The sequence below is a fragment of the Frateuria edaphi genome (genome assembly GCF_021117405.1).
GTDB classification, from domain to species: Bacteria; Pseudomonadota; Gammaproteobacteria; order Xanthomonadales; family Rhodanobacteraceae; genus Frateuria_A; species Frateuria_A edaphi.
Genome location: NZ_CP088251.1, coordinates 2,926,942 through 2,943,149, shown reverse-complemented (window position 1 = coordinate 2,943,149; position 16,208 = coordinate 2,926,942). Strand labels below are relative to the sequence as shown.

General features: G+C 68.9%; 15 protein-coding genes. 12 read left to right on the top strand and 3 right to left on the bottom strand.

Going from position 1 to position 16,208, the window contains the following annotated elements; genetic code table 11:
• Nucleotides 1–114 precede the first annotated feature (114 nt).
• The gene (gene maiA, locus LQ772_RS13655; protein ID WP_231321513.1) at nucleotides 115–774 is read left to right on the top strand and encodes a maleylacetoacetate isomerase; all 660 of its coding nucleotides are present in this window, start codon (nucleotides 115–117) and stop codon (nucleotides 772–774) included.
• A gap of 89 nt (nucleotides 775–863) precedes the next feature.
• Here maiA and LQ772_RS13650 read toward each other — a convergent pair whose 3' ends face one another.
• On the bottom strand, nucleotides 864–1,748 hold the full coding sequence (locus tag LQ772_RS13650) for a universal stress protein (RefSeq protein ID WP_231321511.1): 885 nt from the start codon (nucleotides 1,746–1,748) through the stop codon (nucleotides 864–866).
• A 191-nt stretch (nucleotides 1,749–1,939) separates the two neighbouring features.
• Here LQ772_RS13650 and LQ772_RS13645 point away from each other — a divergent pair, with 191 nt between their 5' ends.
• Genes LQ772_RS13645 through mnhG form a run of 6 tightly spaced genes read left to right on the top strand, consistent with a single transcriptional unit; the run spans nucleotide 1,940 to nucleotide 7,814 of the window.
• A complete protein-coding gene (locus tag LQ772_RS13645) occupies nucleotides 1,940–4,828 on the top strand; it encodes a monovalent cation/H+ antiporter subunit A (RefSeq protein ID WP_231321509.1) in 2,889 nt (962 codons plus the stop codon).
• A complete protein-coding gene (locus LQ772_RS13640) occupies nucleotides 4,828–5,166 on the top strand; it encodes a Na+/H+ antiporter subunit C (RefSeq protein WP_231321507.1) in 339 nt (112 codons plus the stop codon). The genes LQ772_RS13645 and LQ772_RS13640 overlap by 1 nt, the downstream gene beginning before the upstream one ends.
• The gene (locus tag LQ772_RS13635; RefSeq protein WP_231321505.1) at nucleotides 5,163–6,716 is read left to right on the top strand and encodes a monovalent cation/H+ antiporter subunit D; all 1,554 of its coding nucleotides are present in this window, start codon (nucleotides 5,163–5,165) and stop codon (nucleotides 6,714–6,716) included. Before LQ772_RS13640 ends, LQ772_RS13635 begins: the two co-directional genes overlap by 4 nt.
• Nucleotides 6,713–7,198, top strand: a complete 486-nt coding sequence (locus tag LQ772_RS13630; protein ID WP_231321503.1) for a Na+/H+ antiporter subunit E — start codon at nucleotides 6,713–6,715, stop codon at nucleotides 7,196–7,198. Before LQ772_RS13635 ends, LQ772_RS13630 begins: the two co-directional genes overlap by 4 nt.
• Nucleotides 7,195–7,476: a K+/H+ antiporter subunit F gene (locus tag LQ772_RS13625; RefSeq protein ID WP_231321502.1), complete on the top strand. Its 282-nt coding sequence runs from the start codon at nucleotides 7,195–7,197 to the stop codon at nucleotides 7,474–7,476. Before LQ772_RS13630 ends, LQ772_RS13625 begins: the two co-directional genes overlap by 4 nt.
• Nucleotides 7,473–7,814, top strand: a complete 342-nt coding sequence (gene mnhG / locus LQ772_RS13620) for a monovalent cation/H(+) antiporter subunit G (RefSeq protein ID WP_231321501.1) — start codon at nucleotides 7,473–7,475, stop codon at nucleotides 7,812–7,814. The genes LQ772_RS13625 and mnhG overlap by 4 nt, the downstream gene beginning before the upstream one ends.
• 148 nt (nucleotides 7,815–7,962) lie before the next feature.
• Here the strand turns inward: mnhG and LQ772_RS13615 are convergent, their stop codons facing one another.
• The gene (locus tag LQ772_RS13615) at nucleotides 7,963–9,078 is read right to left on the bottom strand and encodes a PilT/PilU family type 4a pilus ATPase (RefSeq protein WP_231321500.1); all 1,116 of its coding nucleotides are present in this window, start codon (nucleotides 9,076–9,078) and stop codon (nucleotides 7,963–7,965) included.
• Nucleotides 9,079–9,175: 97 nt separating this feature from the next.
• On the opposite strand from LQ772_RS13615, the gene LQ772_RS13610 reads away from it, so the two are divergent.
• From LQ772_RS13610 to glmS, 5 genes are all read left to right on the top strand, one after another.
• Entirely contained in the window at nucleotides 9,176–9,751 is a 576-nt protein-coding gene (locus LQ772_RS13610; protein ID WP_231321499.1) for a DUF4398 domain-containing protein, read from the top strand.
• A complete protein-coding gene (locus LQ772_RS13605; protein ID WP_231321498.1) occupies nucleotides 9,748–10,404 on the top strand; it encodes a hypothetical protein in 657 nt (218 codons plus the stop codon). Before LQ772_RS13610 ends, LQ772_RS13605 begins: the two co-directional genes overlap by 4 nt.
• Nucleotides 10,405–10,748: 344 nt before the next feature.
• Nucleotides 10,749–10,976 carry an HP1242/YdcH family protein gene (locus LQ772_RS13600; protein ID WP_231321497.1) on the top strand — a complete coding sequence of 76 codons (228 nt, stop codon included), beginning with the start codon at nucleotides 10,749–10,751 and terminating at the stop codon, nucleotides 10,974–10,976.
• A gap of 172 nt (nucleotides 10,977–11,148) precedes the next feature.
• Nucleotides 11,149–12,519 carry a pyridoxal-phosphate dependent enzyme gene (locus tag LQ772_RS13595; RefSeq protein ID WP_231321496.1) on the top strand — a complete coding sequence of 457 codons (1,371 nt, stop codon included), beginning with the start codon at nucleotides 11,149–11,151 and terminating at the stop codon, nucleotides 12,517–12,519.
• Between the two features lie 71 nt (nucleotides 12,520–12,590).
• On the top strand, nucleotides 12,591–14,420 hold the full coding sequence (gene glmS, locus LQ772_RS13590; protein WP_231321495.1) for a glutamine--fructose-6-phosphate transaminase (isomerizing): 1,830 nt from the start codon (nucleotides 12,591–12,593) through the stop codon (nucleotides 14,418–14,420).
• 16 nt (nucleotides 14,421–14,436) lie between these two features.
• Here glmS and LQ772_RS13585 read toward each other — a convergent pair whose 3' ends face one another.
• The gene (locus LQ772_RS13585; protein ID WP_231321494.1) at nucleotides 14,437–16,128 is read right to left on the bottom strand and encodes a hypothetical protein; all 1,692 of its coding nucleotides are present in this window, start codon (nucleotides 16,126–16,128) and stop codon (nucleotides 14,437–14,439) included.
• Nucleotides 16,129–16,208 lie beyond the last annotated feature (80 nt).

The window sequence follows — 16,208 nt, the reverse complement described above, 5'->3', positions numbered from 1 at the left end:
CGGGTACCGATGATGCAACGCCGCAACCGGTGGCCGCGGTTGCGGCCCATGGGGTGCGCGTGGTCGCGCCTGCCCGGTTTATCCTTCCCACCAATGACCGGCACGGAGAACCCCATGGCAGCGGAACTGTTGGCGTTGTACGGCTACTGGCGCTCCAGCGCGGTCTACCGCGTGCGCATCGCGCTCAATTTGAAGGGACTGCGCTACGAAACGCGCCCGGTGCATTTGCTGCGCGACGGCGGTGAACAGCACGGCGAGGCCTACCGCGCACTCAATCCGCAGCAGCTCATTCCCTGCCTGCGCGACGGCGAGCGGGTGATCACCCAGTCGATGGCGATCATGGAATACCTGGAGGAAACCCATCCGGAGCCGGCGCTGCTGCCGGCCGACGCCCGCAGCCGCGCCCGCGTGCGTGCGCTGGCGATGGCCGTGGCCTGCGACATCCACCCGCTGGGCAACCTGCGCGTGTTGCAGTACCTGGAGGGCCAGTTGGGTGCCGACGAGGCGCAGAAGCTGGCCTGGTCGCGGCACTGGATCGAGACCGGCTTCGACGCGCTTGAGGCGATGCTCGCCGGCAACAGCGCCACCGGCCGCTACTGCCACGGCGACGCGCCCGGCCTGGCGGATGCCTGCCTGGTGCCGCAGGTGTACAACGCGCTGCGCTGGCAGCTCCCGATGGATCGTTGGCCTACCCTCGCGCGCATCCACGCCTCGTGCAACGAGCTGGAGGCGTTCCAGCAGGCGATGCCGGAGCGCCAACCTGACGCGCCCTGAGGCCTCACATTTTTTGATCCTTTTCCCCTTCACGGGGAAGGCGGCCGAGGGCAGGTGGGGAAAAGCCGTCGCCCCCCAGCCCAGGCCAGCTATGAATCCGCCACCGCGCGTGCCAGCAACACGTCGGTAGGAATCGCCGGCACGATCCGCCGCGAAGTCCCGCCGACCAGCAGATGGAACGCCAGGCCGCGGCGGAAGGCGCTGATCACCACCAGGTCGGCCTCCTTCTCGACCACGTACTCGCGCAGCATCACTTCCGGATGACCATGTTCGACCAGCGTCAGCACCTGCGCGCGGACCTCGGCCGCCAGCGGCGTGTCGGCGAGGAAGGACTGCATCGTCACCATCTCCATCCGAGCCAGTTCCTCACCATGTTCCGCGTCGAGCCACAGCGACTTGTAGGGGATGTCCAGCACGTGCATCAGCGCCAGCCGGGCGGTGGGGAACCAGCGGGCGGATGCGATCAGCCCATGGCGCGACTCGGCGGTGAAATCGGTACCCACCAGCACGTGCGCATAAGCCCCGTGCGGACGCTCGCGCACCACCAGCAGCGAGGCCGGCGATTTGCGCAGCAGGAACTCCGTGACATGGCCGAGCGTGCCGTGTGCCGGCGTTTCGCCAGCGCCGAGCACGACCAGTTCGCAATGTTCGCGCGTGGCGGTGTCCAGGATGGTGGCAGCCGGGTCGCCCTCGATCACGTGCAGTACCAGGCCGGCCACATCGTCCCCGAGGTCGCGACGCAACTGCCGCTCGGCCAACGCCGCGGTGGTCGGCGCATGTCGCCAGGAGGGCGCGGGCGTCGCGGGCCAACTGCCTTCGTTGCCGGGAACCAGCACGTGCATCACGTGCAGCTCGGCCTGCCACTGCCGCGACAGTTGCACGGCGCGATCCAGCGCGCGATCGCAACGGCTGCTCAGGTCGGTCGCCAACAGGATCCGCTGCGGCGACGCCGGTGACGTGACGGGGTCGTTCATGCGCGCTCTCCCGGTCGAGGTGTGGCGTGGCGGCCTGTCTGGACTATAGAGCTTTCCGCTGGCGCGAGGCGGCCTGTAGACTCGGGCTGACGGCCTTCCACCAGCACCCGCGCGCCCCGTTTCCCCAACGGATGTGCCGCGGTCGTTCGCGCACCGCGCCGGTGGACGCCTCCTCCACGAACGGTGGCCTGATGCCCTACGACACAGCCTCGCTCGCCATCCTCTGCCTGCCCTTCGCGGCGAGCCTCGTGGTGCCGTGGCTGCGCGGTCGGCAGGCGGCGACCGGGTTGATGCTGGTGACCGCGGCGGTCGGGCTGGTGCTGTCGGCGACGCTGCATCCGGCGCTGGCCGACGGGACGGCATTGCGCAGCGCCGTGCGCTGGGTGCCTTCGCTGGGTCTGGAGTTGGTGCTGCGGGTGGACGGCTTTTCCTGGCTGTTCCTCATGCTCGTCTGCGGCATCGGCCTGCTGGTGGGCATGTACGCGCGCTACTACATGCCGCCGGAGGATCCGCTCACGCGCTTCTACGCGCTGCTGCTGGCCTTCATGGGTTCGATGCTGGGCGTGGTGATGTCCGGCAACGTGATCCAGCTGGTGTTCTTCTGGGAACTGACCAGCCTGTTCTCGTTCCTGCTGATCGGTTACTGGAACCAGGGCGCGTCGGCGCGCGAGGGCGCGCGCATGGCGCTGATCGTCACCGCCGGCGGCGGCCTGTGCCTGTTCGCCGGCATGATGCTGCTGGGGCGCATCGCCGGGAGCTACGACCTGGACGTGATCCTGGCCGCCGGCGAGCGCGTGCGTGCCTCGGCGCTGTACATGCCGATGCTGGTGCTGGTGCTGATGGGCGCGCTGACCAAGAGCGCGCAGTTTCCGTTCCACTTCTGGCTGCCGCAGGCGATGTCCGCACCCACGCCGGTGTCCTCGTTCCTGCATTCGGCGACGATGGTCAAGGCCGGGGTGTTCCTGCTGCTGCGCTTCTGGCCGGTGCTCTCAGGCACCGATGCCTGGTTCTGGATCGTCGGCGGCGCAGGTTTGTCCAGCCTGCTGCTGGGCGCGGCCGCGGCGGTGTTCCAGCGCGACCTGAAAGCCGTGCTGGCCTATTCGACGATCAGCCACCTGGGCCTGATCACCATGCTGCTGGGCCTGGGCAGCGCGCTGGGCGCGGTGGCGGCGATCTTCCACATCGTCAACCACGCCACCTTCAAGGCATCGCTGTTCATGGCCGCCGGCGCGGTCGACCACGAGGCGGGCACGCGCGACCTGCGCCGGCTCGGCGGCCTGCGCCACGCGATGCCGATCACCGCGACGCTGGCGATGATCGCCGCCGCGGCGATGGCGGGCGTTCCGTTGCTCAACGGGTTCCTGTCGAAGGAGATGTTCTTCGCGGTGGCTGTGTCCACCCACCACGGTCCGGTGGTGGACGTGCTGTCAGCCTCGATCGCGGTCCTGGCCAGTGCCTTCTCGGTGGTCTACTCATTGCGTTTCGTGATTGGCGTGTTCTTCGGCCCGGCGCGCTCGGAGTTGCCGCGCCAGCCGCACGAGCCGCCGCGCTGGATGCGGCTGCCGATCGGCCTGCTGGCGCTGGCCTGCGTGCTGGTGGGCGTGCTGCCGGCGCGGGTGATCGGGCCGTTCCTGCAGGCGGCGGCGCGGGCAGTGCTGGGGGTGGACACACCGGCGTTCGACCTCAAGGTGTGGCACGGGCTGAATGCGCCACTACTGATGAGCGCGGTGGCGTTCGCCGCCGGCTGTGTTACCTACGCCGCGTTGCGCCACTGGTTCGCCTCGCGCGACACCGTGCCGCTGCTGGGCCGGTTGAGCGGGCGGCTGCTGTTCGAACGCGTGCTGGCGTTGCTGACCTCGAGCCTGCCGGGCGCACTGGAGCGCACTTTCCCGGGGCGTCGGCTGCAGCCGCAGCTGCTGCTGATCGTGCTGGCGGCGATGGTCGCGGCGGGGCTGGCGATGTGGGGTACGCCGCTGCGCTTCGGCCTGCGCGCCACGGGCGTGGACCCGGCCTTCGGGCTGCTGTGGCTGCTCGGCGGCGCCTGCGCGGTGGGCGCCGCGTGGCAGGCCAAGTTCCACCGGCTGGCTGCACTGGTGCTCACCGGTGGTGCGGGGCTGGTGTCGTGCGTGAGTTTCGTGTGGCTGTCGGCGCCGGATCTGGCCGCGACCCAACTGCTGGTGGAGGTGGTCACCACCATCGTGATCCTGCTCGGGCTGCGCTGGCTGCCCAAGCGCATCGCCGGGTTGGCACTGGACACGCCGCGCGCGCGGTTTCGCCGCTACCGCGATGCGCTGGTAGCGGCCGGCGCGGGCTTGGGCATGGCGGCGCTGGCCTATGCGGCGATGCGCCATCCGGTGGCCGATTCGATCTCCCGTTTCTTCCTGGAGCGCGCCTACAGCGAGGGCGGCGGCCACAACGTGGTGAACGTGATCCTGGTCGATTTCCGCGGCTTCGACACGCTGGGCGAGATCACCGTGCTGGCGATCGTGGCGCTATCGGTATTTGCGCTTCTGCGTCGCTTTCGTCCGGCCGTCGAGAGCGTGGACGCGCCCGCGCAGCAGCGCCTGCAGGCGGCCTGGGATGCGGCCGCCGGTACGGATGCGCGGCCGGCGCTGGCCGACTACCTGCGCATCCCGGGACTGATCATCCAGCTGATGGCACCCGTGGTCGTGCTGTTCGGCGTTCACCTGTTCCTGCGCGGGCACGATCTTCCCGGCGGCGGTTTTGCCGCCGGCATCACGGTGTCGGTGGCGTTGATCCTGCTGTACATGGCGCGCGGTGCGCGCTGGGTGGAGACGCGGCTGCGCGTGGCCCCGGTGCGCTGGATCGGTGCCGGCCTTTTGCTGGCGGTGGCGACCGGCCTGGGCTCGATGCTTCTGGGCTACCCCTTCCTCACCTCGCACTCGCGCCACCTGGCGTTGCCGCTGCTGGGTGAGCTGCCGCTGGCCTCGGCGATGCTGTTCGACCTGGGCGTGTTCGGCGTGGTGGTGGGCGCAACCTCGCTCATGCTGGTGGCGCTGGCGCACCAGTCGCTGCGCCGGCCGCGCGCATTCGTCGATGAACTACCGGAGGACCGCTGATGGAGCTCGTGCTGGCCCTGGCGATCGGCGTGCTGGCGGGCTGCGGCGTATGGCTGCTGCTGCGCCCGCGCACGTTCCAGGTGATCATCGGACTGACCTTGCTTTCCTATGCGGTCAACCTATTCATCTTCTGCATCGGCGGCCTGCGTACCGGCGCCGATCCGGTGCTGCGCGGTGGCGCCGACCTTTCGAGCTACACCGACCCGTTGCCGCAGGCGCTGGTGCTCACCGCGATCGTGATCGGCTTCGCCACCACCGCGCTGTTCCTGGTGGTGCTGCTGGCCTCCCGCGGGCTGACCGGCAACGACCACGTCGACGGCAAGGACGGTACGCCGTGAGCGCGCACCTGCTGGTCTGGCCGATCGTGCTGCCGCTGGCGGTGGGCGCGCTGCAATTGTTGCTGGGCGAGCGCCGGCGCGGCGCCGTGGCGGCGCTGGGTACGGCCTCCTGCGTGGCGCTGGTGGGGCTGGCCGTGGCATTGCTGTTGCGGGTAGGCGCGGACGACGAACCGGCCGTGGTCTATCGCATCGGCGACTGGCCGGCCCGCTTCGGGATCGTGCTGGTAGCCGACCGGCTTTCCGCCCTGATGTTGTTGCTCACCGCCGTGCTGGCGCTGGCACTGCTGCCCTGCGCGCTGGGCCGCCGCCGGCGGCCGGGCGGGCCGGTGCAGCCGCTGGTGCAGTTCCTGTTGATGGGGCTCGACGGCGCCTTCCTCACCGGGGACCTGTTCAACCTGTTCGTGTTCTTCGAGGTGCTGCTGGCCGCCTCCTACGGGCTGGCGCTGTATCGGCCGGGCGCGCGGCGGGTAAGCGCCGGGATGCATTACATCGTGGTCAACCTGCTTGCCTCGATGCTGTTCCTGATCGGCGTGAGCCTGATCTTCGGCGTCACCGGCACGCTCAACATGGCGGCGCTGGCGCAATTGGTGCCGCGGGTGCCGGACAACACGCGTGCGCTGCTGCACGCCGGCGCGGCGATCCTCGGCATCGCCTTCCTGGTCAAGGCTGCGATGTGGCCGCTGGGCTTCTGGCTGCCGCGCACTTATGCCGCCGCGCCGGCGCCGGTGGCGGCGATGTTTGCGGTGATGACCAAGGTGGGCGTGTACGTGTTGTTGCGGCTGAGCCTGCTGTTGTTCGGCGACGGGGCGGGTCCTGCCTCGGCGCATTTCGGCGCCGGCTGGCTGCTGTGGGGTGGCGCGGCGACCGTGGCGGTGGGCGTGGTCGGCATGCTGGGCGCGCGCGAGCTGGGCAAGCTCGCCGGCTACAACGTGCTGGTGTCCTCCGGCAGCCTGCTCGGCGCGGTCGGCCTGCAGCAGCCAACGGTGACGGCCGGTGCACTGGCTTATCTGGTCGTCTCGACCCTGGCGATCGCCGCGTTCTTCCTGCTTGCCGGGTTGATCGCGCCGCGCGAGGACGCCGAGGGCGCCTCGCTGCTGGAGCCCTACGACCCGACCGGCATGGCGCTGTACGCCGACGAGGACGAGAGCCCGGCCGGCGTGCCGGCGCCGGTGGCCTTGCTGGGCGCGTGTTTCCTGGTCTGCGCGCTGGTGCTGGCGGGACTGCCGCCGCTGTCCGGCTTCCTGGCCAAGTTCGCGCTGCTGTCGCCGATGCTGGGCGGCGGGGCGGGCGCGGCGACCCTGTTCGCGCTGATCGTGGCGGCCGGCCTGTGCACGGTGATCGCGATGTGCCGCACCGGCATCCAAATTTTCTGGGCCGACGAGGATTGGGTGTTTCCAGCCATCCGTGCGGGTGAGGCAGCTTCGGTGGTGATCCTGCTGGCGCTGTGCCTGGGCCTGACCGTGCTGGCCGGCGCCCCGATGCGCTACCTGATGGACACGGCCGCGCAACTGCATGCGCCGCAGCACTACATCCGGGCGGTGCTGCCATGACGCGACTGGTACCGCATCCACTGATGGCCGGCTTCCTGCTGCTGGCCTGGCTGCTGCTCCAGCAGAGCCTGGCGCCGGGGACGTGGCTTACCGGCATGGTGATCGCGCCGGGCCTGGCGTGGGCGTTCGGCAAGCTGCGTGCGCCGCCGGCGCGGGTGCGCAACGTACCGCTGATGTTGCGACTGCTGCTGCGGGTGATCCGCGACATCGTGCGCTCCAACCTGGCGGTGGCCGGGATCGTGCTGCGCCGGCGGGGGCGTTTCGTTTCCGGCTTCGTCGAGATCCCGCTGGAGCTCACCGACCCCTACGGGCTGGCGGCGCTGGCCTGCATCATCACCTCGACGCCGGGGACGATCTGGGTCGACCACGATTCAAGGCGCAACGTATTGCTGATCCACGTGCTGGACCTGGTCGACGAGTCGGTCTGGATCGACACGATCAAGCGGCGCTACGAGCAACCGCTCAAGGAGATCTTTCAATGAGCCATGGCTTCCTCGCGGTCGCGGTGGTGGTCGCCCAGTTCCTGCTGCTGCTGGCGATGGCCTGCGCGATCATCCGCATGGTGCGCGGGCCGCGCGCGCAGGATCGCGTGCTGGCGCTCGATGCGCTCTACGTCAACGCGATGCTGCTGTTGCTCTCGATCGGCATCCGCACCGGCAGCGTGCTGTACGTGGAAGCCGGATTGATCATCGCGTTGCTGGGCTTCGCCGGCACGGTGGCGTTTTCCAAGTTCCTGCTGCGCGGAGAGGTGATCGAATGAACCATCTCGCCGGCCTGCCGCCATGGGTCGCCGTACTGGTGGGCGTGCTGGTACTGCTCGGCGCCGGCTTCGCCTTCACCGGGTCCCTGGGGCTGCTGCGCCTGCATGACTTCTACAAGCGCGTGCATGCACCCACGCTGGGCAGCACGTTGGGTACGTTCTTCATGGTCGCCGCGTCGGTAGTCTGTTTTTCGGCAATGCAGGGGCGGCCGGTGCTGCACGTGATCCTGATCGGCGTGTTCCTCACGCTGACCACGCCGATCACGCTGATGCTGCTGGTGCGCGCGGCGCTGTACCGGCACCGGGTCGAGGACGGACAGCAGATGCCGCCGCGCTGAGGTCCGCACCGGCCGCGCTTCCCGCTTTCGCGGAGCGATGTTTGCCGAAACTCGGGAAAGGATGCCCCTGGGCCAGGGAATCGAGTGATACGAGCCAAAAAGGAAGGGCGCATCGCTGCGCCCTTCCTTCAGTGCCGGCTGGCCAGGTTCAGAACCCCAGGCCGTACGGATCGTTCCCGACCAGTTCGGTGGCCTCGGCCCCGCCGCCCTCGGACAGGCGGATCTTCAGCGCCAGGCCATCGCGCGAGTCGGCCTTGGCCAGCGCTTCCTCCAGCTCGATGCGGCCGCTCTTGTAGAGCTTGTACAGCGACTGGTCGAAGGTCTGCATGCCTTCCTGCAGGCTGCGGTCCATCGCTTCCTTGATCTCGTGGATCTGGCCGCGGCGGATCATGTCGCGGATCAGCGGCGTGTTGAGCAGCACTTCCACCGCCGGCACGCGGCGCCCGTCCTTGCCGATCACCAGGCGCTGGCTGATCACCGCGCGCAGGTTGAGCGCCAGGTTCATCAGCACGTTCTTGTGCGCCGATTCGGGGAAGAAGTTGAGGATGCGCTCCAGCGTCTGGTCGGCGTTGTTCGAGTGCAACGTGGCCAGGCACAGGTGGCCGGTTTCGGAGAACGCGACCGCCGCCTCCATCGTGTCGGTGTCGCGGATCTCGCCGATCATGATCACGTCCGGCGCCTCGCGCATCGCGTTCTTCAGAGCCTCGTGATAGCTGTGCGTATCCAGCCCGACCTCGCGCTGGTTGATGATCGACTTCTTGTGCCGGTGCAGGTATTCGATCGGGTCCTCGATGGTGAGGATGTGGCCGGGCGAATTGGAATTGCGCTGGTCGAGCATCGCCGCCAGCGTGGTCGACTTGCCCGAGCCGGTAGCGCCGACCACCAGGATCAGGCCGCGCTGCTCCATGATCAGATCGCGGAAGATGGTCGGCAGTTGCAGCTGGTCGATCGAGGGAATCTCGCTCTTGATCGCGCGGATCACCATGCCCACTTCGCCGCGCTGCTTGAACACGTTGATGCGGAAGCGGCCGGCTTCCTTCACCGCCAGCGCCATGTTCAATTCCAGGTCGCGCTCGAACTGCGGCACCTGGCCCTCGTCCATCAGCGAATAGGCGATCTTCTTGACCATGCCGCTGGGCAGGCCGGTGTTGCCGAGCGGGTAGAGCTTGCCCTCGACCTTGATGTTCACCGGGGCGCCGGTGGTCAGGAACATGTCCGACGCGCCCTTGTCTACCATCAGCTTGAGGAAGTAACCGATATCCACGAAGGACCCCTGAGGTGGTCGCGCGTTCTTGTGGCGCGTTGCAAAGCAGGATTATGCCTGCCCACAATACGCGGCGACACTGCGCGAGGAATGAGTGATGGTGCACATCTTTTCCCGGCCGCCCGGGCGCATCAAGCGTATCGGCCGGGCAGCCGGTGGCTTGACCCTGGGACTGGCAATGCTGGCGTTGGCCGGCTGCGCCACGGTCCCTCCGCCGGACGCTTCGATGAACCAGGCCCAGGCGCTGCTGCAGTCGGCCCGCGACGCTGGCGCGGCCGACTACGATCCGGTCGACCTCGGGTTCGCCCAGGCCAAGTTCCAGCAGGCGCAGTCCGCGATGGCGGCCCGCAAGTACGCCGACGCCGCCAACCTGGCCGAGGAGGCCCGCGCCGACGCCGAACTGGCCCGTACCCGCGCACAGCTGGGCAGCGCCCGCGCCCAGATCCAGGCCAAGGTCGAGGAAAATGCCGGCCTGCGCCAGCAGACCGAGCAGCACCCCCAGCCGGCCCCGCCCGCCGCGCCGGCCTCCGGCAGCAGCGCCCCCGAAACGCTCGAGGACATGCCGGCCCCGTCGGCCTCGGTGCTGTCCGCGCCGCTGCCGCAGGATGGCGGCTTCCAGCCGATGCCCGCGCCTGCGTCGAGCACCCAGACGAACGACGGAGGCCAGCGATGAAGCGCCTTGCCACCACCGCGTTGATTGGCCTGCTTGTGCTGGCCGGCCCGGCCCTGGCGCGCCAGGACGACATGGACGTCAACCGCCTCAACTCCAGCCTCAACCAGCTGGCTAGCGACCCCACTCTGGGCACTTATGCCCAGGCCGAGCAGGCGCTCGCCCACGCCGCGATCGACCGGCTGGAACAGTCCAGCCGCAGCGAGCGCCCGCACGCGCTGTACCTAGCCGAACGTCGCGTCGACCTGGCCAAGGCTGCCGCGCAGTTGCAGGACGCCCGCGAAAAGCTCGACCAGCTCGATCGCGAACACGCGCAGATCCTGCTGGACGCCAGCCGCCGCGAGGCGGAAGCCGCGCGCATGGAACTGGAGCGCCAGCGCATGCAGTACCAGATGGCGCAGGAAGAAGCCGCCCGCCTGCAGCAACAGGGCATGGAGGCCTCGCAGGCCGCCGAGCAGGCGCGCGCGGAGGCCGAGCGTGCCAAGAAGCTGGCCGCCGCGCAGAGCCGCGTCGCCCGCGCAGCTCGTCGTGAGGCCGAAGCTGCCGCCCAGGCCGCGCGCGCCATGCGCTCGCAGATGCAGGGAGACGAGTCCCCCGCGCCTGCCGAAAAGCCCACGCCGAAGAAGAGTTCCAGCAAGGGCGCCAAGGGCCACTGAGCGCCCGTCACGCCTTGCAGGAGCGTCGTTTGGGCGACCGTCCCCCGGTCGCGCCCGACGGCGCTCTCTGCAGGCGGCCATACATCGCATAGGCGGGCTCAACCGTGGAGATCGCGTGCCCTTGCGGTCTCCCGCGGTGGCTTGCACGCCCCCGGGCGCGGGAGTAGGGTCAGGGCTGCCATGGCGCACCCGTTCCATGGCTCACTGACCTGAAACATGCGCCCATTTTCCCCGAACGATTGTTCCTGTTTCGCGTTCATGCGTACGGGACGTGGGTGCGCGCGCTTCATCCGCCCGCGGGCGTGCCGATCACGCGCCCGCTCATCTCGCGAGGAGGTCGGATCATGTTCGAAAACCAGCAGCGTGACGATGTCGAAGCATTTATGAAGGCCGATGCCGAATTTCGCCGGCTCTTCCAGCATCACCGCGAATTGAAAAGCAAGGTGCACGATGCCGAAATCGGCGTGCTTCCCATCGACGATGTCACCTTGGCCGGCATGAAGAAGGAAAAACTCCACGCCAAGGAACGCCTGCAACGCATGTGGGATGCGCGAGTCCCACGGATCCACTGATTCCACCGTTTTCCTTGACGGCCCCGGCCCTTCATCGCGAAGCGCCGGGGCCGCGTCGTTTCTGAAGCCCGCGCGTGGCGCAAAGGCTGCCGGACGCAACCGTGACGGGCGGCTCGGTTATCATTCCGGGCTTGTCCAGCGCCCGCGGGCGCCGCCTTTCGACGGAGTTGCCATGACGGTCCACCAAAGCGTGCTCGAACTGATCGGGAACACCCCGATGGTGAAGGCCCAGCGCCTCGATACGGGGTTGTGCGAGCTGTTCCTCAAGCTCGAAAGCGCCAACCCGGGCGGTTCGATCAAGGACCGCATCGGCCTGTCGATGATCGAGGGCGCCGAGCGCGCCGGTAAGATCCAGCCCGGCGCCACGCTGGTCGAGGGCACCGCCGGCAACACCGGCCTGGGGCTGGCGCTGGTCGCGCAGGCCAAGGGTTACCGGTTGATCCTGGTGGTGCCGGACAAGATGAGCCGCGAGAAGATCTTCAACCTCAAGGCGATGGGCGCCGAAGTGGTGCTGACGCGCTCGGACGTGGCCAAGGGCCACCCCGAGTACTACCAGGACATGGCCGAGCGGATCGCCCGCGAAACGCCCGGCGCCTACTTCATCAACCAGTTCGGCAACCCGGACAACCCGCGCGCGCACATCCAGACCACCGGGCCGGAAATCCTCGAGCAGATGGACGGGCGCGTCGACGCGGTGGTGATCGGCTGCGGCTCCTCCGGCACCATGACCGGCCTGTCGCAGTTCTTCGCCGAACATTCGCCGGACACCGAGATCGTGCTGGCCGACCCTGTCGGCTCGATCCTGGCGCAGTACATCAACGAGGGCACGCTCTCGGACAAGTCCGCCAGCTGGATGGTCGAAGGCATCGGCGAGGACTTCCTGCCGACCATCAGCGACTTCTCGCGCGTGAAGAAGGCCTACGCCATCTCCGACCGCGAAAGCTTCCTCACCGCGCGCGAGCTGCTGGCCAAGGAGGGCATCCTCGGCGGCTCCTCCACCGGCACGCTGCTGGCCGCCACGCTCAAGTACTGCCGCGAGCAGGGCACGCCCAAGCGCGTGGTGACGCTGGTCTGCGACACCGGCAACAAGTACCTGTCCAAGATGTACAACGACTACTGGATGCTGGACAACGGCTTCATCGAGCGCCACCAGTACGGCGACCTGCGCGACCTCCTGCTGCGCCCGTTCGCGCAGCGCGACACCGTGGTGGTCGGCCCGAACGAGCTGCTGATGACCGCCTACACCCGCATGAAGCTGTACGACGTCTCGCAGCTGCCGGTGATGGACGGCCAGAAGCTGGTCGGCATCCTGGACGAGTCGGACGTGCTGATGCACGTGCACGCCAACGAGGTGCGCTTCCGCGACCCGGTCTCCACCGCGATGATCACCTCGCTCACCAAGCTTGACGTGCACTCGCCGATCGAGGCGCTGCTGCCGGTGTTCGAGCGCGGGCACGTGGCGATCGTGGTCGACGGCGACCAGTTCCTGGGCCTGATCACCCGCATCGACCTTTTGAACTACCTGCGGCGCAAGGTGCACTAAGCGCCGTCGCGACGCCGTCTTCGCGAAACCGTAACTACGCTCCGCCCTCGCCCCGAAGGAAGCCTGACCCCATGTGTGGAATCGTTGCCGCCACCGCCCAGCGCGACGTCGCCCCGCTGCTGATCGCCGGCCTCAAGGCGCTCGAATACCGCGGCTACGACTCCGCCGGCCTGGCCGTGCTCGAAGCCGGACAGGTGCGCCGCGTGCGCGCCAAGGGCAAGGTGCGCGAGATGGAGGCGCTGTACCTGGCCGACCCGCTGCGCGGCGGCACCGGCATCGCGCACACGCGCTGGGCCACCCATGGCGTGCCGAACGAGGCCAATGCCCATCCGCACATGGTCGGCCGCGTCGCACTGGTGCACAACGGCATCATCGAGAACTACGCCGACCTGCGCGCCGAACTGCAGGCGCGCGGCCACGTGTTCACCTCCGAGACCGACACCGAGGTGATGGCCGCGCTGATCGAGGAGCGCATCGCCGGCGGCATGCAGCTGCGCGAGGCGGTGCTCGCCACCGTGCGTTCGCTGGAGGGCGCCTACGCCATCGCCGTGATCAGCCGCGACGAGCCCGGCCACGTGGTTGGCGCCCGCCGCGGCGCGCCGTTGCTGGTCGGCATCGGCATCGGCGAGAACTTCCTGGGCTCCGACGCGCAGGCGCTGATCCAGGTCACCAATCGCATGCTCTACCTGGACGAGGACGACGTGGTGGAGATCACCCGCGACAGCGTGCAGGTCTACGGCCTGGACGGCACGCCGGTCGAGCGCGCGGTGCACCAGAGCGAGCTGTCGACGGACGCGGTCGAGCGTGGCGACTACCGCCATTACATGCAGAAGGAAATCCACGAGCAACCGCGCGCGGTCAACGACACGCTGGAGGCGCGCATCGGCCCGCACGGCGTGCTGCCGAACATCTTCGGCGTCGGCGGCGACGAGCTGCTGGCGAAGGTGAAGGGTATCCACATCGTCGCCTGCGGCACCAGCTACCACGCCGGCCTGGTCGCCAAGTACTGGATCGAGGAACACGCGCGCCTGCCGGTCAACGTCGAAGTGGCCAGCGAATACCGTTACCGCGACACGGTGGTTCCGGCCGACACCCTGTTCGTGGCGATCTCGCAGTCCGGCGAAACCGCCGACACGCTGGCGGCGATGCGTGAATCACGCCGCCGCGGCTACCTGGCCACGCTGGCGATCTGCAACGTGCCGGAGTCCTCGGTGGTGCGCGAGGCGGACCTCAAGCTGATGACGCGCGCGGGTCCCGAGATCGGCGTGGCCTCGACCAAGGCGTTCACCACCCAGCTCGCCGCGCTCGCGCTGCTGTGCCTGAAGCTGGCCGAGCAGCGCGGGCTGGACAAGGCGCGCTACGCCGACCTGTGCGCGCAGCTGGCGCACCTGCCGCGCGCGATCGAGGAGGCGCTCCAACTGGAACCGCAGATCGTGGAACTGGCGGCCTTGTTCGTGCCCCTGGAACACGCGCTGTTCCTGGGCCGCGGCGCACAGTTTCCGGTCGCGCTGGAGGGCTCGCTCAAGCTCAAGGAAATCTCCTACATCCACGCCGAGGCCTATCCCGCCGGCGAGCTCAAGCATGGTCCGCTGGCGCTGGTCGACGAAGCCATGCCGGTGGTCGCGGTGGCGCCCAACGGCCCGCTGCTGGACAAGCTCAAATCCAACCTGCAGGAAGTGCGCGCCCGCGGCGGCCGGCTGATCGTGTTCGCCGATGGCGACGCGCCGATGGATGCGGGCAACGCCACCGGCACCACCCTGCGCATCGACGGCGGCGGCGACTTCATCGCGCCGGCCGTGTTCACCGTGCCGCTGCAGTTGCTCGCCTACCACGTCGCCGTGCTGCGCGGCACGGACGTCGACCAGCCGCGCAACCTCGCCAAGTCGGTCACGGTGGAATGAGCTTGGGCGGCGCGGGCTACATCGGCCCGTGCTCGACCTGCCGTTCGCGTTGCATCAGGGTCCACTCGGCGTGCTCGGTCAGCGCGGCGTGGCCGAGCGCGCGCAGGATGGAGCGTTGTTCGGCCGGGTCGTCGGTCTGGTCCAGCGCGGAGCGCGCGGTACCGAGGATGCGCTCCATGAAGCGGTACTGTTTCAGCAGCACCTTGTCGGCCTTGCGGTAGGCGTACGCCTGGCGCACGGCGGCGATGATCGAGAGGATGCCCATCACCGCGACCAGGCCGGCCTTGGTTTCATCCTCCAGGCGCAACGCGAACACCGCCAGCAACACGCTGATCGACACGCCGCCCCACAGGCTCAGCGCGCCCAGTGCCTCGGTCACGCGATGCAGCCCGGCGCATTCGATGCTCTTGCGCTCGTAGTAATGCAGCTGGCCCGAGCGGCCCGGCTCGCCCACCCACTCGGCGATCACGCCGGCCAGTTCGGCCGCGTTCGCCGGCGGCGCGTAGCTGGGCGGCAGGCCCGAGGCGCGCATCACATTACGGATCCAGCCCAGCTCGACGTTCTGGCGCTGCAGGAAGTCGTCGTGCGCGAAGGCGTGGTCGCGCGTCAATGAGATGCCGGCGCGCCGCCAGTACGACTGGATGCGCAGCCCTTCGGCCAACGCCCGGTAATCGAGGTACTTGCGATGCCAGCCGCGACGCTTGGCGATCGCGGTCATGGTGGTGCCGAGGGCGAACAGCAGCAAAAACAGGTAGATCAGGTAGTTCTGCTCGGCGAAGTGCGCGTAGCAGGTGAAGGCGATGCCCATCAGGGCAGCCAGCGTGTAGATGGTGCGCATGGCCAGCAGCACGCGGTGCTGGAAGTGCATGGCCAGCCAGTCCGCTTCGTGGAAGGTGCGCTCGATGCCCATGCGGGCCGTGGCCGGCGTGGCGGGATCGACGTGCACGCCGGGGCGCGTCGATGCATCGATCGCGTCGGCGTACGTGGTGCATTCGTCGTTGAATTCGGCCATGCGGTCGAACATCAGCCGGAACGGCGCCGGCAGGTGGTCTTCGGGCGTCGCCGCCAGGGCATGCCGCCAGGAAGCCGTGACCGCCGGGCGTGAATCGTCGGCCAGGTCTGCCCGCCCGCAGAGCACGTGATAAAGCAGCCGCTCGTCGCCCGCGGCCAGGATGTGGTGCGGGTCGCGGTCCTCACTGGGCGGGCCGGGCAGGGTGCCGCGCAGGTGGTAGCGCACGATCTGCGCGGTGCCGCCGAGACGGTCGGAGGGCTGGCCGTCCCAGATCGCCAGCAGGATGTGGCAGTGGCTGGCGATGTACACGCCCGCCTGCGCGTATTGCTGGTCGCGCGCGGTGCCGGGGTTGCCCACCTCGCGGTGCGAGTGACCCTTGCGCACCGGCAGCGTCATCACCTCGGCCTGCCCGCAGAGCGCCTCGAAACGCGTGCGCGCGACCGCGTCGGTGAAGTCTTCCACATAGAGTTCGCGCGGCAGTGGCAGCGGGGCGATCAACCGCGCGCCCTGCGCCAGTGCTTCCTCGGCCACCAGTTGATCACCGCCCTCGGCCAGCGCGGAAAGCACCACCAGGGGCAGCGAAGGCCAGGATTCCCGCAGCGTTCCGAACAGTTGCCGCACGGCTGCACGGACGGCCTCGATGTCGGCCGGCGGCAGGTCGCGATGGCTGGTCACGCCGATCACCAGGGGCGTCATGGGTGCTCCAGGGCTTGCGGCCGGAGGCGCCACGGCGGCCGGGGCGGCCGCCGTTCCTTGCGCAACCGCCGTTCGGCTGC

Excerpts from the sequence above, each read along its gene's own strand:
- LQ772_RS13650 (WP_231321511.1), bottom strand. The coding sequence starts at position 1,748 with ATGAACGACCCCGTCACGTCACCGGCGTCGCCGCAGCGGATCCTGTTG.
- LQ772_RS13585 (WP_231321494.1), bottom strand. The coding sequence starts at position 16,128 with ATGACGCCCCTGGTGATCGGCGTGACCAGCCATCGCGACCTGCCGCCG.
- LQ772_RS13610 (WP_231321499.1), top strand. The coding sequence starts at position 9,176 with ATGGTGCACATCTTTTCCCGGCCGCCCGGGCGCATCAAGCGTATCGGC.
- mnhG (WP_231321501.1), top strand. The coding sequence starts at position 7,473 with ATGAACCATCTCGCCGGCCTGCCGCCATGGGTCGCCGTACTGGTGGGC.
- LQ772_RS13645 (WP_231321509.1), top strand. The coding sequence starts at position 1,940 with ATGCCCTACGACACAGCCTCGCTCGCCATCCTCTGCCTGCCCTTCGCG.
- LQ772_RS13630 (WP_231321503.1), top strand. The coding sequence starts at position 6,713 with ATGACGCGACTGGTACCGCATCCACTGATGGCCGGCTTCCTGCTGCTG.
- glmS (WP_231321495.1), top strand. The coding sequence starts at position 12,591 with ATGTGTGGAATCGTTGCCGCCACCGCCCAGCGCGACGTCGCCCCGCTG.
- LQ772_RS13640 (WP_231321507.1), top strand. The coding sequence starts at position 4,828 with ATGGAGCTCGTGCTGGCCCTGGCGATCGGCGTGCTGGCGGGCTGCGGC.
- LQ772_RS13595 (WP_231321496.1), top strand. The coding sequence starts at position 11,149 with ATGACGGTCCACCAAAGCGTGCTCGAACTGATCGGGAACACCCCGATG.
- LQ772_RS13625 (WP_231321502.1), top strand. The coding sequence starts at position 7,195 with ATGAGCCATGGCTTCCTCGCGGTCGCGGTGGTGGTCGCCCAGTTCCTG.
- LQ772_RS13605 (WP_231321498.1), top strand. The coding sequence starts at position 9,748 with ATGAAGCGCCTTGCCACCACCGCGTTGATTGGCCTGCTTGTGCTGGCC.
- LQ772_RS13600 (WP_231321497.1), top strand. The coding sequence starts at position 10,749 with ATGTTCGAAAACCAGCAGCGTGACGATGTCGAAGCATTTATGAAGGCC.
- maiA (WP_231321513.1), top strand. The coding sequence starts at position 115 with ATGGCAGCGGAACTGTTGGCGTTGTACGGCTACTGGCGCTCCAGCGCG.